The organism is Saccharobesus litoralis, from assembly GCF_003063625.1.
In the GTDB taxonomy this organism is placed as follows: Bacteria; Pseudomonadota; Gammaproteobacteria; order Enterobacterales; family Alteromonadaceae; genus Saccharobesus; species Saccharobesus litoralis.
In genome coordinates this window covers 3400918-3419224 of the sequence record NZ_CP026604.1, presented here as the reverse complement: position 1 = coordinate 3419224, position 18307 = coordinate 3400918, and the positions used below count along the sequence as shown (strand labels likewise).

The 18307-nt window shown below is 45.5% G+C and carries 1 protein-coding gene; it reads left to right on the top strand.

Annotated elements, in window-relative coordinates:
- The first annotated feature begins 9 nt into the window (after window positions 1-9).
- Complete coding sequence (locus C2869_RS12270) at window positions 10-18279, top strand: Ig-like domain-containing protein (RefSeq protein WP_108603212.1); 18270 nt, start codon at window positions 10-12, stop codon at window positions 18277-18279.
- Window positions 18280-18307: the final 28 nt, after the last annotated feature.

Below are 18307 nucleotides of genomic sequence, written 5' to 3'. Positions count from 1 at the left end.
ATTACAGTTATGACACAAAAATTAATTAGCCGCCTTGTTAATACTAGCAAGGCTAATCGCTTAGCCGTCGTGATCTTTCGCTTATTCGTTAGTGTTTTTGCAATATTGTTTTGTGGTTCAGCATTAGCTGGAACGCCAACTTTCTCGACTTCATTTTCGCCAACGACCATTGCTCCAGGTGGTATAAGTACTGTCACCTACACAATAGATAACTCTGCAAATAATGTAGGCGTGAGTGAAGTAGGCTTTACCAATACACTTCCTACAGGCATGACCATAGCTAACCCAGCTAATAGCTCAACTGACTGTATAAACGGCCAATTCACCGCCGCCGCTGGTAGTAATTCAATTACATTTTCCGATTATAGAATTGGTACTGGCTCAAGCTGTACCCTTACGCTTGATGTGACTACAAGTACAGTTGGCTCTCATGTCAATACAACAGGAGCATTAAGCACAAGTGAAGGCAGTGCCGGTACCGCCAATGCGACATTAACGGTAAGTAGTACTTTACCAAGTATTAGTATTGCATTTTCACCAACAACAATTGCGGTCGGTGGAATTAGCACAATTACCTATACAATCGATAACAGCCTTAATGGTTCAAACGTTACCTTTGTTGATTTAAGCCACACACTAGACAATGGCTCGGGCCTAAGTATAGCGACCGTCAACAATTTCACCCATAACTGTCCATTAAGAATGATCTCAACTTTTGTATTAGGCAGTGCCACGCTAAGTAGTACCTCATTAACTGTCAACGATGCGGAAATCAATGCTGGTAGCTCTTGTACATTATCCTATGACGTAACTGCATCAGCACAAGGAGTGTACACTACAGAAACAGGCTCATTATCCTCCTCCGCAGGAACAAGCGGTGCAGCTTCTGCCAGCCTAACGGTTGAAACGGACTTTATGCAAATGGAGTTTCCTGAATTAGCATCGCCAGGTGAGTCCATTACTCTTCAATATACGATTACCAATAGCGATCGGGATAATGATGCGACCGATATTACATTTACAACCGATTTAAATGCTACACTCAGTGGCCTTACTGCTACTGCATTACCGAGCTCTGGATTTTGTGGTGGTAGCTCTACCATAAGCGGTTCATCGGCTGTTACCGTTTCAAATGCGAGTCTTGCAAGTGGAGACTCTTGTACATTTAGCCTCACATTACTTGTGCCTAGTAACGCAGCCGCAGGCACTTACACTAATAATACAAGTACGATTAACCTTACTCTTGGCAGCGCCACCACTAAAACGTCCGTTAGCAATAATTTAATCATCAAAAAAGCGCCATTGATTACCGCCCAGTTTGTTGATGATCCAGTTCTTGGCGGGGGAGACGTCACTTTACGTTATACGATCACCAATACTGATACTGCAAATACAATAACAGCAATAACCACTACGCAACAAATCAACAGTGATATAAGTAATATAACGGCAAAAACGCTACCTTCAGCAAATAGCTGCGGTAGCGGTTCTACTTTCACCAATACTACCGATTCAAACGAAGGGCTATTTCTAAACGTATCTAATGCAACATTGGCAGCAGGCGCAAACTGTACCTTTGACTTTATTTTAACGATCCCAAGTGATGCTCAACCAGGCAGTTATGATTTCTCAACGAGTACTATCTCAGCGACAAATTCAGGTAGTACTGTGTATGGTTCCGCAGCTTCAGACACCCTAACTGTTATTGCCGCCCCTAACCTCACTTTCGGTATCACAGAAAGTTCAGCCAACCCCAACGCCAATGTAACAGCCGAATTCACTATCAACTACAATGAGAATGCCAGTGCTGATGCGACTGGATTAGGCTTTACGTTAGATTTAGATAGTGCACTTAGCGGATTGGTTGCAACGTCTGCCAGTCAAAGTGATGTCTGCGGTAGTGGCTCAAGCTTGAGTGGTACATCTACATTAACCTTTACTGGCGGTACACTATCAGCCGGCGGTTCTTGTAGTTTTAGCGTTACACTGCAAGTACCTAGCACTGCGACGCCTGGTACAATTACGGCCACGACATCAACATTAAGCGCGACCATATCCAGTACCTCGATCAGCTCAGCTACCGCAAGTGATACCTTACTTATTTCGGGCTTAACCTTTTCGCATCAGTATTTATCAACTGGGATCGCCAGCGGCACAACAACGCTGAGGTACACAATAGCAAACAACGCAAACTCACCAGCCGCCACCGCCATTCAATTTTCACATGACGTTAACTCCGTACTAAGCGGCTTAAGTGCCAGTTCGTTGCCTTCAACCCCTTGCGGTAGTAGCTCCGTAATAAGTGGCCCCACTAACTTGGCATTCTCAGGTGGCGAATTACAACCTGGGGCCAATTGTACATTTGATGTTGTTTTAGCTGTGCCAGTTGGTGCTGCAGATGGCGTTTATACGAGCACCACTTCAGCTCTATCAGCCACAGTTAATAGTGCCAATACTAGTAACGATGCTTCTGCTGCATTTTTAACAGTAGAGTCGTTAACCGTGAATTTATCAACCTCAGTGGAAGGCACGACCAAAACCACTCCTATTCCTATCACCATTAGTTTTAGTCGCGATGTCACCAACTTTGATGTCAGCGACTTAACCGTTTCGAATGGTAGCGCCAGTAATTTATCGGGCTCAGGCCAAGTTTATACCGCTGATATAACGCCCAGTGCAACAGGCACAGTCACTGTCGATTTAGCCGCCAATGCAGTTGATGACGCGGTTGATAATTCATTAAAAAATACTGCCGCTACGCAATTATCTATTGATTACGATGCCACCGTAGCGTCACCTCCCAGTATTAGCGCCATTTCTGCCCCAAATCCAACTGGCCCTGTGACCAGTGGCAGTATTGAATACACTATCACTTACGCTGATGCTGATGAAATCACGCTAGCGAGCAGCCATATCACACTTAATGGTTCAGGAGTAACAGCAGATATTGCTGTTTCAGGTAGTGGTACGACATCGCGTACCGTTACGCTTAGCAATCTGTCAGGAGAAGGTACTATAGGGATCACTATCGGTGCTGGTTCAGCTAGAAGTAATGCCAGTACTGAAGCTGCGAGTGCGTCAAGTGCATCACAAACCGTGACTGTCGATACGGTTCAACCGACTATCACGATCAGTAGTAACGATTCAGCCTTGAAAGTGGCAGATGTTGCTACCCTAACTTTTACCTTATCAGAAACAACCAGCCAATTTACCGAAGATGATGTAAGCGTAACAGGCGGATCTCTATCCAACTTTAGCGGATCAGATACAAGTTATACTGCTAGTTTTACGCCAACCACAGATAGTACAACCTCAGCTACCATAAATGTGGCAGCTAATGTTTTTAATGACAGTGTCGGCAATGCAAATACCGCCGCAAATCAATTAACCTTGGCTGTTGATACCATTAAGCCAACTATCAGTATTTCCAGTAATGACAATGCATTAAAAGTAGGTGATGTTGCTACCCTTACCTTTACATTAAGCGAAACAAGCACAGACTTTGCCAGTTCTGATGTTGTCGTGACAGGCGGCTCACTGAGTAACTTTAGTGGTTCAGGTACAACCTATACCGCAAGCTTGACCCCAACTTCGTCAAGTACCACAAACGCCACTGTAAATGTCGCGGCTGATACTTTCACCGATGCTGCTGGCAATAACAATACTATTGCCACGGAACTGTCGTTGACTGTTGATACAAGTGCGCCAACAATCACTATCACAAGTAACGACAACGCACTTAAAGCAGAAGATGTCGCCACGATCACTTTTACTTTGAGTGAATCTTCCAGCGATTTTACCGCGGATGATGTCACAGTAACAGGTGGGGTGTTATCAGGGTTTTCTGGCTCTGGTACAAGCTACACAGCAAGCTTTACCCCTACAGCAGCCAGCACGACAAATGCAACAATTGATGTAGCAGCCAACCAATTTGTCGATGCATCAGGCAATAATAACTCCGCAGCTGTTCAGCTACAGTTAACGGTCGAAACGGTTATTCCAACAGTCACTATCAGCAGCACAGCATCTTCTTTAAAAGCAGGGGAAACAGCGCCGATTACCTTTACCCTCAGTGAAAGCAGCTCTGATTTTTCTAGCTCTGATATTTCTGTCACGGGAGGTAGCTTAAGCAACTTTACTGGCTCTGGTACTAGCTATACGGCAACCTTTACACCCACATCCTCTAGCACGGCAAATGGTACGCTCGATATTGCCGCCGATACGTTTACTGACGCCGCAGGTAACGGCAATAGCGCCGCAACACAACTGGTTTTAAGCGTAGACACCTTAAAACCAACCGCAACAATATCAGCCGATACATCGTCTTTAAAACTCGGTGAAACAGCCACCTTAATATTTAGCCTAAACGAAACCAGCTCCACTTTTAGCGTTGACGATGTCACAGTAACAGGCGGTAGCTTACAGAATTTTGTTGGCTCAGGTACAACCTATGTAGCGACTTTGATCCCTACCAGTAATTCAACTACAGCAGCGACAGTTGATATTGCCGCCGACACGTTTACAGATAGCGTTGGCAACAATAATAACGCCTCCACTCAATTGTCACTCAGTGTCGATACCGCCTTGCCTAGTATCACGATCTCAAGCGACGATAACGCTCTACAGGCCGGTGATTCGCCAACCATTAGCTTTACATTAAGCGAAGCCAGCACTAATTTTGCGGCTAGTGATATTGTCGTCAGTGGTGGCGTCCTATCTGGCTTTACTGGCTCGGGTACCAGTTACTCAGCCACCTTTACGCCAAGTGAATCAAGTACAGCGAGTGCGACCTTTAATGTCGCCGCCAGCACCTTTACCGATAGTGCAGGCAATGCCAATACTGCCGCAACTGAACTCAGTTTAACGGTTGATACCGTATTACCGAGTATCACAATCTCAAGCAATGACAACGCCTTACAAGCTGGTGATACGCCAACTATTACCTTTACCTTAAGTGAAACCAGTACTGATTTTGCAGCCAGTGATATTGTAGTAACCGGCGGTGCGCTGTCAGGGTTTAGCGGTTCAGGTAGCACCTATACTGCATCTTTCACTCCGACAACCAACAGCGCCAGCAATGCTACCTTTAATGTCGCAGCCAACACATTTGCTGACAGTGCCGGTAACGCTAACACAGCGGCGACTGAGTTAAGTTTAACTGTCGATACTATTTTACCGAGCGTCACTATTAGCAGTAATGACAATGCACTACAAGCCGGTGATACCCCAACAATTAGTTTTGTTCTCAGTGAAAGCAGTACGGACTTTACCGTTAATGATGTGACTGTCGGCGGCGGTGCACTATCCAACTTTAGCGGCTCGGGTACTAACTATTCAGCTACCTTTACCCCAACAAGCTCTAGCACCACAACAGCGACTTTCAATATTGCGGCTAATAACTTTACCGACAGTGCGGGCAATGGTAATAGCTTAGCCACTGAGTTAAGTTTGACTGTTGATACTGTATTACCCACTATCACCATAGCCAGTAATGACAATGCCCTACAGGCCGGTGATACGCCAACCATTAGCTTTACATTAAGCGAAGCCAGCACTAATTTTGCGGCTAGTGATATTGTCGTCAGTGGTGGCGCACTATCTGACTTTACTGGCTCGGGTACCAGTTACTCAGCCACCTTTACGCCAAGTGAATCAAGTACATCGAGTGCGACCTTTAATGTTGCCGCCAGCACCTTTACTGATAGCGCAGGTAATGCCAATACTGCCGCAACTGAACTCAGTTTAACGGTTGATACCGTATTACCGAGTATCACAATCTCAAGCAATGACAATGCCTTACAAGCTGGTGATACGCCAACTATTACCTTTACCTTAAGTGAAACCAGTGCTGACTTTGCAGCCAGTGATATTGTGGTAACCGGCGGTGCGCTGTCAGGGTTTAGCGGCTCAGGTAGCACCTATACAGCAACTTTCACTCCGACAACCAACAGCGCCAACAATGCTACCTTTAATGTCGCAGCCAACACATTTAATGACAGTGCTGGCAACGCTAACACAGCGGCAACTGAATTAAGTTTAACTGTCGATACTATTTTACCGAGCGTCACTATTAGCAGTAATGACAATGCACTACAAGCTGGTGATACCCCAACAATTAGTTTTGTTCTCAGTGAAAGCAGTGCGGACTTTACCGTTAATGATGTGACTGTCGTCGGCGGTGTTCTCTCTAACTTTAGTGGCTCTGGCGCTAACTATTCAGCTACCTTTACCCCAACAAGCTCTAGCACCACAACAGCGACTTTCAATATTGCGGCTAATAATTTTACCGACAGCGCGGGCAATGGTAATAGCGTAGCCACCGAATTAAGTTTGACTGTAGATACTGTATTACCCACTATCACCATCGCCAGTAATGACAATGCCCTACAGGCCGGTGATACACCAACCATTAGCTTTACATTAAGCGAAGCCAGCACTAATTTTGCAGCCAGTGATATTGTCGTCAGTGGTGGCGCACTATCTGACTTTACTGGCTCGGGTACCAATTACTCAGCTACCTTTACGCCAAGTGAATCAAGTACATCGAGTGCGACCTTTAATGTCGCCGCCAGCACCTTTACCGATAGCGCAGGCAATGCCAATACTGCCGCAACTGAGCTCAGTTTAACGGTTGATACCCTTGTGCCATCAATTTCAATTAGTTCAAATGACAATGCTTTAAAAGTAGGTGACGTTGCCACGTTAACCTTTACCCTAAGCGAATCCAGTAGCAACTTTACTAGCTCAGATATTAGTGTTACGGGTGGCAGTTTGTCGGCTTTCAGTGGTTCTGGCACCACTTATACCGCCAGCTTTACACCAAGCTCATCAAGTACAACCAACGCCACCATAGACGTAGCCGCAAGTACATTTACCGATAGTGCTGGTAACAATAATACAGCAGCTAGCCAATTAAGCTTATCGGTTGATACTACAACACCAACTATTTCTATCATCAGTAATGACTCGTCCTTAGTCGCTGGTGATGTAGCTACATTAACCTTTACCCTGAGTGAATCAGCCTCTAATTTCACGGTTGATGATATAGACGTGACAGGTGGCTCGTTAAGTGACTTTAGCGGCTCAGGTACAAGTTACAGTGCTAGTTTCACCCCAACAACGTCGAGTACTAACAGTGCAACAATAAATGTGGCTGCCAGTACCTTTACCGATAGTGCGGGTAACGCGAATACCGCTGCCACCGAGCTTAACCTAACAGTTGATACTGTTATTCCAAGTATTGCCATTAGTAGTTCTGATTCCGCTCTACAATCTGGTGATACGCCTACCATTACCTTTACCCTAAGTGAAAGTAGCAGTGACTTTACGTTAAGCGACGTTACTGTGGTTGGCGGGGCATTAACTAACTTTGCGGGGTCAGGCACAACCTATACCGCAACCTTTACGCCCAATACATCAAGTACCAGCAACGCAACATTCAATGTCGCAGCCAGTAGCTTTACCGATAGTGCCGGCAACGCCAATACGGCCGCCACAGAACTTAGCTTAACCGTTGATACCGCGTTACCTAGCATAGCGATCACGAGTGACGATAGTGCTTTACAAGCCGGTGATACACCAACTATTACCTTTACGCTAAGTGAATCGAGTTCAGACTTTGCCGAGAATGATATTGTCGTGACTGGTGGTAATTTATCCGGATTTACAGGCTCTGGCAGCGTTTACACAGCGACCTTTACCCCTAGCACATCTAGCACAAGTAACGCGACGTTCAATGTGGCAGCTAGCACCTTTACTGATAACGCCGGTAACGCCAACACTGCCGCAACACAACTCAGCCTGACTGTCGATACCTTAATACCGACAATTGCCATCAGCACTGATGATTCTGCACTGAAAATTGGTGATGTGGCGACACTCTCATTCACCCTCAGTGAAAGTGCGACAAACTTTACCGCGAGTGATATTACAGTAAGTGGGGGCTCACTAACTAACTTTAGTGGCAGCGGCACTAGCTATACCGCCAGTTTTACACCTAATACCGATAGTACGACCACTGCCAATATAGATGTCGCGGCTAGTGTTTTTACCGACAGTGCAGGTAACAGTAACAGCGCAGCCAGCCAAGTGCAGCTCAGTGTCGATACCACAACCCCGACTATTAGCATTACCAGTGATGATCTTGCTTTAAAATCGGGAGACGTTGCCACGTTGTCATTCACGCTAAGTGAATCTAGCGCGACTTTTGCTAGTGACGATATTGTGGTAACGGGCGGGGTGCTATCCAGCTTTAGTGGTTCAGGTTCAAATTACACAGCCACTTTCACCCCAAATACATCAAGCACAGATGCAGCGACGGTAAATATTGCGGCCAGTACCTTTACCGACAGTGCGGGCAACCCTAATAGCGCAGCAAGCCAGTTAGATTTAACCATTGATACACTCGCGCCATCAATCTCAATTACCAGCAATGATTCTGCCCTGATCGCTGGCGAAACCGCAACACTGACCTTTACCTTAAGTGAAGCAAGCTCGAATTTTGTCAGTTCAGATATTGTCGTAACAGGCGGTAGTCTTTCAGGCTTTGCCGGCTCTGGTACTAGTTATAGTGCGAGCTTTACCCCTAATACTTCAAGTAACACCAGCGCAACCGTTAATGTTGCCGCTAGCGTTTTCACTGATAGCGCTGGCAACGGTAATACAGGTGCTAATGAGTTAAGCCTGACTGTCGATACCTTGCTACCCACAATCGCAATCAGCAGTAATGACTCTGCCTTAAGTATTGGCGATGTCGCCACTTTAACTTTTACTCTAAGTGAAACCAGTAGCGATTTTTCTAGCGATGACATTACAGTCGTTGGTGGGTCATTAAGCGATTTCAGCGGCTCAGGAACAAGCTATACCGCTAGCTTAACTCCTAATAGCGCAAGTACTACCGACGCCACTATTAACGTAGCCGCATCCAGCTTTACAGACAGTGCCGGCAATAATAACAGCGCGGCTTCGCAATTAAGTTTAAGTGTCGACACTGTTGCCCCAAGCATTGCAATTAGCGCCGATGCCGCAGCGTTAAAACTTGGCGAAGTTGCACAACTGACCTTTACCATCAGTGAATCCGTTACTGGTTTTAGCGAAAGCGACATTCAAGTTTCAGGTGGCACGCTAAGTAACTTTAGTGGTTCTGGCACCAGTTATTCAGCCACCTTTAACCCAGCAGCCACAACCATAGCGACGGCATCAATAGACATTGCAGCGAATACCTATGTTGACTTAGCAGGCAACAGCAACACTAGCACCTCACAACTAACCGTTTCGGTTAATACTTCAATTCCAACTATCAGTATTGCCAGCTCAGTATCGAGTCTTAAAATGGCCGAAACCGCCAGCTTAACCTTCACCCTTAGTGAAGCCAGTACGACCTTTGCCATTGAAGATATTAGTGTAGTTGGTGGTAGCATTAGTGATTTTAGTGGCTCTAACACCAGCTACAGTGCGACTTTTACACCGAATACTGATTACTCAGCGAATGCAACAATTGACGTAGCTGCCAATACTTTCACCGACAGTGCGGGCAACAACAACAGTGCTGCAAACCAAGTCGTACTAAGTGTCGACACCCTTGCACCGACTGTCAGCATAGCGACCAATGATTCCGCATTACAACAAGGTGACATTGCAACCCTTACCTTTACCCTCAGTGAATCAACGTCTGGTTTTTCAAGTTCAGATATTACTGTTACTGGCGGTAGTTTAAGCAACTTTAGTGGTTCAGGTGTAAGCTATACAGCAAGTTTTACTCCAACTAGTGACAGTATAGAGACGGCAAGCATAAATGTAGCGGCCAGTGTTTTTGCCGATGCCGCAGGTAATAACAACACCGCAGCCGATCCGCTTAGTATCACTATCGATACGACTTTGCCTTCAATTACCATCGCCAGTAATGACAATGCGCTTAAAATTGGCGACGTAGCCACCCTTACCTTTACCCTTAGCGAATCCAGTAATGATTTTACTGCCAGCGATATTAGCGTGACAGGAGGCACCTTGTCTGACTTTAGCGGTACGGGTGTCAGTTATTCAGCCAGCTTTACACCAAGCGATGCCAGCACAACTAACGCGACCATCAATGTCGCCGCCAGTCGCTTTACTGATAGTGCGGGTAATAACAACACGGCAGCAACTGAGTTAACCCTAGCTGTCGACACGACCACGCCAACATTGGTTATCAGTTCTAATGACAACGACTTAAAAGTTGGCGACGTGGCATTAATTACCTTTACATTAAGCGAAGCTGCTAGTGACTTTAATAATATCGATGTCACTGTTAGTGGTGGTAGCTTAAGTGACTTTAGTGGCTCTGGCAGTGAATACACTGCCAACTTTACCCCTGATGATGCCAGTACAGCAAATGCCACTATCAGCGTTGCCGCCAGCACCTATACTGATAGCGCTGGTAACAACAATAGCGCAGCTGATCCGTTAAGTTTAAATGTCGATACGGTTAAACCCAATGCCGCTATCTCGACTAGCAACAGTGCGCTTAAAGCCGGTGAAATGGCAACAATCAGCTTTACCTTAAGCGAAAACAGTAGTGACTTTAGTGCAGACGATATTAATGTTACCGGAGGTACGCTGTCTGGCTTTAGTGGCAGCGGTACTAACTATTCAGCAGAATTTACCCCCACTGACGACTCAACGGTTTCAGCATCAATCAATATTGCGGCCAATGTGTTCACCGACACTGCAGGTAATGACAACGAAGCTGCTACAGCACTTAGCTTAGGCATTGACACCCAAGCACCTAGCATAACGATAAGCAGTAATGACAGTGCGCTAAAAGTAGGGGATGTTGCTGTCATAACCTTTACTTTAAGCGAATCAGCTACTGATTTCACCGTTGACGACGTAACAGTGACTAATGCGCTTATCTCAGACTTTACGGGATCGGGTACAAGCTACTCGGCTAATTTAACGCCGAATAGCGATAGTACTGACAATAGCCAAATTACGGTTGCCGCCAGCTTGTTTACCGATGCAGCCGGCAATGCCAACACGGCATCGAATGACTTAAGCCTAAGCGTAGATACCACTACGCCTAGCATTTTCATTAGCAGTGACAAAAATGCGCTTAAGATCAATGAAACAGCCACCTTAAGCTTTACCTTAAGTGAAGATAGTAGTGACTTTACGGCTGACGATATCACTGTTAACAGCGGCTTACTGGCTAACTTCTCGGGCTCTGGTAGTAGCTATACCGCAACATATACACCGGCTAGCGATAGCAATACCGATCTATCCTTAACGGTCGCAGCCAGCGTATTTACAGACGCTGCAGGCAATAACAACAGTGCATCAGCCACTTTTAATATCAGTATTGATACCCAAGCGCCAACCATTAGCTTGGCAAGTAACGACACATCGCTATCGATTGGCGAAACAGCCAGCATTACTTTCACCCTTAGTGAAACTAGTAGTGACTTTACTCTGGATGATGTCAGCGTAACTGGGGCTGCACTAAGTCACTTTAGTGGTTCAGGTGTTAGTTACACCGCCACCTTAACGCCAAGTGAAGCAAGTACCAGTACAGCCTCAATTAACATCGCGGCTAGTGTATTTACTGACAATGCAGGTAATAGCAATACGGCGGCTGAATCATTAAGCATAGCCATTGATACCCTTGCCCCTACGGTTAATATTAGCAGCAACAATAACTCGTTAATTGCAGGTGAAATTGCCAGCTTAAGTATTTCACTTAGTGAAAGCAGTAGTGACTTTACCCTAGATGACTTAACCGTTAGCGGTGGAACGTTAGCCAACTTTAGTGGCTCCGGCAGTAGCTATACTGTTGAATTAACACCTAATAATGACAGCACCACTTCAGCGACTGTCAATATTGCAGCCAGTGTATTTGTGGATAGTTTCGGTAATAGTAATAGTGCCGCAGAGCCACTCAGTATTGATGTCGATACACAGGTTCCCAGTATCACTCTAAGTATTAATGACTCGAGCTTAAATGCAGGCGAAGTCGGCATTGTCACCTTTACGTTAAGCGAAGTAAGCACTAACTTTACGGTTGATGACATAAGTGTAGCGGGTGGCGTATTAAGTGACTTTAGCGGCTCAGGTACGAGTTACACAGCTAACTTTACTCCAAGCGCCTCTGCCACCACAGATGCAACCATTGATGTAGCAGCCAACACCTTTACCGATGCCGCTGGTAACAACAATACCGCAGCTAGCCAACTAAACCTTGGTGTCGATACGAGTGCGCCGACCTTAACAATTGCCAGCAGTGCAAGCACATTGATCACTGGTGACACTGCAACGATCACTTTCACTTTAAGTGAAATCAGCACAGACTTTACCGTAGACGATATTAGTGTGGTTGCCGCGAGCTTATCTGACTTTACTGGCTCTGGTACTCACTACACGGCTACCCTAACACCAGACGCCGACAGTACAACTGCAGCTACAGTGTTAGTTGCCGCTAGTTTGTTTAGCGATGCAGCTGGTAACTTAAATGAAGCGTCTGATGAGCTCAGTATCACAGTTGATACTCAAGCGCCTAGCATCACGATCACAAGCAACGATACTGAATTAGCCACGGGAGACGTGGCCACGTTGACCTTTAGCTTAAGTGAAGCCAGCGACAGCTTTACTAGTGATGATATAGTCGTAACAGGTGCCACCCTAAGTGACTTTACTGGTAGTGAAAGCCAATACACCGCCAGTTTAACGCCCAATATTAATAGCCATACACCGGCCACCATTAGTATTGCAGCCAATACGTTTACTGATACTGCCGGTAACAATAACACGGCAAGTGAATTAGTACTCAACTTAGATACACTGGCACCAAGTTTAACCTCTAGCTCACCGCAAAACGGTAGTAGCCAAGTTAATATCAATGGCCTAAGCGCCACCCTTACCTTCTCAGAAAATATGTTACTGGGTACGGGGGATATTACACTAATACAAGTGAACGACAGCACTACAGTTGAGACATTAAGCTCTAGCGCCATCCAGATCACAGACAGCCAAGTCGCCCTAACCTTTAGCGCGACACTATTACCTAATGTTGAATATGGCTTGATCATCGCGGACGGAGTATTAACCGATAATGCCGGTAATCATTACGCTGGTCTCACAACCAATGAGCTTAACTTTACAACAGCTAACAGTGCGCCCATCGCAAGCGACGACAGTGTTAATACAGACGAAGACAATGCCATTCTAATTGATGTATTAGCCAATGATCTGGATAGCGAAGGCTTTATTCAAGCGTCGAGTGTCGCCATTAGCCAAGCGCCAACTAAAGGCAGCACCAGTATTAACACAGCCACTGGTGTGATCACCTATACGCCAAATAGTAATGAAAATGGGGCAGATAGCTTCACTTATACCTTTGCTGATCAACAAGGTAGCCTGTCAAACGCTGCCACTGTCAGTATCACCATTGCAGCTATCAATGACGCGCCTGTAGCCAATAATGATACGGCATCAACAGCCGAAGATACGCCGATCACAGTTGATGTGGTAGCCGACGATACTGATATAGAAGATGGCAAACCAAGTGGTGCTTTAGCTATTGTCGTACAGCCAACAAATGGCTCTGCCGAAGTCGTTGATGGTCAACTGGTTTACAGCCCAGCCGAGCATTTTGCTGGTAGCGATACTATCGTTTACCAAGTCAGTGATAGTGCTAACGCCAAATCCAACACAGCTACCTTAACTATTTCGGTGACCAGCACTAACGACACACCAGTCGCGACAAACGACAGCGCTAATACCTTAGAAGATACAGCCGTTGTTATTGATGTACTTAGCAATGATGCAGACATTGAAGATACAAGCTTTGCTAGCTCACAAATCACAATTGTTAATCCGCCTAGTCAAGGCTCGGCCACTATTGATACCGAAGGCACAATCACCTATACGCCTAACGACAATGTCAACGGCAGTGACAGTTTCACTTATACTGTGACCGACAGCGAGTCTGCTACATCAAACGAAGCCACTGTCGATATTACAATAGCAGCGGTTAACGATGCACCGATTGCCGTTGACAACCAAGTGGCCGACGTAACAGAAGATACGGTTTACATTATTAATGTATTGGGTAATGACATTGATATAGATAGTACGCTAGACACCAACAGCGTGACCATTGTTGAACAACCAACCCAAGGTAGTGTCAACGTAACCAGCCAAGGTCAGATTGAATACACGCCAAGTGCAAACTATAACGGTAGTGATCTGTTCACTTACACAGTAGCGGATATTGAAGGCTTGGTATCTAACGCGGCAAACGTCAGTTTAACCGTATTAGCCGTTAACGATGCGCCGCTAGCAAACAATGACGGTCCTATCAGCCTTGATGAAGATAGCTTTGTCACCATAGACGTATTAGCCAACGATACGGATATCGACGGTACCCTTGATGAAACGCAAGTGACTATTAGCAGTCAGCCTAGTTTAGGTACGGTCACAGTTAATAGCGATGGTACGATCCTATACACCGCCAACAGTGATGTAACAGGCAACGACAGCTTTACCTACTCTGTGGTTGATAACCAAGGGTTAGCAGTAGAGTCTGCCGCAACCGTTAGCATTATCATTAACGCTGTCAACGACCAACCACAGGTTAACGATGACAGCGGTATTAGCTTGGATGAAGATAGCAACATCGTCATCAACGTGCTAAATAACGACAGTGATATTGACAGTACATTAGATGTTACCTCTGTCAGTATCGTTACTGCCCCAGCAAACGGTAGTGCCACAGTCAACGCTGACGGTACCATAACCTATACTCCATCAGCTGATTTTAATGGTTCAGATAGCTTGCAATACACAGTGAGTGATGAGCAAGGGCTTGTCGCGAGTAGCAACGCCACTGTGTCGATAAATGTTAACGCCATTAATGATGCGCCAGTTATTTCAGGCTCACCAAGTAACAGCCAAGTTAACCAAGATAGTGCTTTTAGCTTTAGCCCAAGCGCCACGGATATCGACAGCACTCAGTTAACTTTTACCATAACCAATCAACCCAGTTGGCTAGCTTTTGACTCAAGCACAGGTACATTAAGTGGTACGCCAAGTAATGCCGATGTTGCAACTTATAACGCCATCACTATCAGCGTTTCTGACGGTGAACAATCTAGCGATTTAACCGCTTTCAATTTACAAGTCGTCAATGTTAATGATGCCCCGCAATTTACTGCCAGTTTTGCTGATGCCACGGTGAATGAAGACAGTGAAATAAGCTACCAAATTGCGTCAAGTGCCTATTCTGATATTGATGCCAATGATATTCTGGCTGTCACAACAAGCACTTTACCAAGCTGGTTAAGCTTTGATAGTGCAACCTTAAGTTTTAGTGGTACACCCACTAACGATGATGTCGGTAGTTTAAGCTTAACGGTTTTTGTTACCGATTTAGCCGGTGCCAGCGCCAGTCAAACACTGAACGTTATTGTTAGCAATACCAATGATGCGCCAACAGCCCAAGCGGATAGCTTCCAACTGGCCGAAGGCGGCAATTTAAATGTTAGTGCCGGTTTTGGTGTGCTAATCAATGATGCCGATATAGATAATGGTGACAGCTTAACTGCCGTTCTAATTAGCCAACCAAGTTTTGCCAGCAGCTTTACCCTGAACGCCGACGGCAGCTTTAGCTATAACCATAATGGCTCAGAAGTGACAACTGACCGTTTCACTTATGTTGCCAATGATGGCACTAGCAATAGCCAAACGGTCACTGTCACCTTGAATTTAACTGCGGTTAACGACCAACCTAGTTTTACTAGCCAGCTTACTAATTTAATTTATACCCAAGGCGAAAGCCTAAGCTATGCAGTTTCTGCATTTGATGCTGATAACCAAGTTGCTATATCACTCACCTCGGCTCCTAGCTGGTTAAGCTTAAGTAGTAATAATGTATTAAGCGGCACCGTACCTTTTGATGAAGCAGGTAATGTTGATGTCACACTCACGGTTTCAGATGGTGAATTTAATGTCACTCAAGATCTCAATTTAACCATTATTGAGCGCACATTAGCCTCGGTAGCATTAAGTGCCAGTTGGAGTGAAACCGCAGCAACAGAGCAACAAGCCTTAAGCCTAAGTATTAATGCCGCACTGCAAACCTCTACTCCACTGAACAACGGTGAACTTAGTGTGCAACTAACGGGTGACATTAATATCGACACTGTGCCTAATAACTGTTCTCAAAACGGCTCTAGCCTAATTTGTGCGTTGTCGCTAGATGACCAACAAACTAGCAGCTTCAATCTTGGTTTAACACCACAAGCCGTTGGCGATATTTATGCCGTTGCCATTATCACAGACACTGACAGTAACGATGAACTCAACCGAGTGACAACCGATATCAGTGTCAGTGCTTTAGTCGTTGAGACAGCAGATACAAGCTTTGAGATTGCCGATGCCACCAGCATCGCCGTTGCTGAGCTCATATCCACTAGCGCTAACAATGAAATTGTCGCGGGTACGATAAGCGGCGAAACCATTAAAATTGTCCCTTCAAGTGAAGCCGACAATAGTATTTTGGCTGAAATAGATAACACAGGTCATACAATAAAAGTGTTTGCCAAAGACTTTAATAGTGACTTGTTAAATGACGTAGTGGCGATTAATAGCTCGGGGCAAGATTCCGCTTTGTATATTAACAACGGCGACAATACATTTAGTCTAGCCAGTGGCACCCCGTTAGGTAATGCCGCAGGGGCGCTCGCCTTAGATTACAATGGTGACAGCTTCATTGATTTGATTACTTTCACCTCAGGACAAATTAATTTCTTTACCAACAGTAACGGCTTGTTTAGCGAGATCCCAGATGTGCTTAACTGGAATGCGGCCTCTATCGTCTCTATTGCCTTTGGCGACATTAATGGCGACGGCGTAGCTGATCTCACCATAGGCATGGCTGAACGTTTACAAGTTATACAAGGTTTAGGCGCCCTGCTTGTGGATAGTGTGGATAGCGCTGATAACAATAATGCCGCCCGCCCAGCTGTGCAGGCAGCCTCACATGTTCAAACGTCTATTTTGGATATTAGTGCCTTAACAATTTCTGAAATCGCGGTACAGAACCTAACCGATCTCGAAATAGCCGATATCGACAATGATGGCACGCAAGATTTAGTTGTCGTCAACAATACAGAGTCAAACAAAACTAAGCCTTCTGAACAGCCATCCGCGGTCAATATCATTTCCTACAAGAAAGACCAGCAAGCCTTAGCCATTGTCGATTCGTTTGGCACGTCAAGCTCACATTCTGTTGAAGTGAGTGACTTAGATAACGACGGTAATGTCGACTTATTGGTTGGCAATAAAAACGGGGTTTATCAAATATACAAATCTACCGCGGCTGGTGGTGGCAATAGCTTTAGTCTATCGGAAGAAGTGATTGTCGAATCGAGTAACCTAGTGGTACCTGCCGATATTGACGGCGACAACATAAATGACGTTGTGGCCTATAACTCAGACAGTAAAAAGTTAAACCTGTATAAATCGATTAACGGTAACTTTATACGGGTCGCCAATATGAGCCTAGCACTAACTAATGCTGAGCTACTCATGCAGCAAAATGAACAAGTGCAGGCGCAAATATTAACTATTAGTAATGCGGGACCTCAAGTTGCGACCCAAATCAATATACTGGTTAATTACGACGCCACAGCAGTGGAAATCGATTTTGCTAACCCAGCCTGTAATCAACTTGAGGCTAATCAAATTAAGTGTAGTTTGGCGCGTTTAGAAGTTGGTAATGACATTCAGTTACCTTACTCACTAACGGCAAAATCTCCGTCCAGTCAAGACATCAGCTTTGCACTGTCGTTGGAACAAGTCGACGAAGATAAATCGAATAATAACGCCGCCATCAGTTTAGACATTAACAGTCAACCAATCGCCAATATTGATTCAGGACTAACGGCACATGATACTGCAGTAACGATCAATGTTCTGGCAAACGATTCAGATAGCGACAACGACAGTTTGAACTTAGTGGATGCCACCAGTGATCAAGGCTCGGTTAGCTTAGGGCAAGACACAATCACCTTTACCCCGACAACATCGTTTGTAGGTAATGCAGTTATTACTTATACCATAAACGATGGCCGAGGAGGACAAGCTAGTTCGACTCTGCACGTCGTGGTTGCCGAGCCTCAAGTAGAAAGCGCTACGGGTTCTGGTGGGGGAACGATGGCTTGGGGAATGTGGCTATTGTTACTCGCGTGCCTTCGCCGTGGCGCGTTTCTACGCTTTTACGCCACTTCTCAAGCGATAAGCAAATAAACCAACAAGCGGCCAGTGACTTTTTGTT

Excerpts from the sequence above, each read along its gene's own strand:
- C2869_RS12270 (WP_108603212.1), top strand. The coding sequence starts at position 10 with ATGACACAAAAATTAATTAGCCGCCTTGTTAATACTAGCAAGGCTAAT.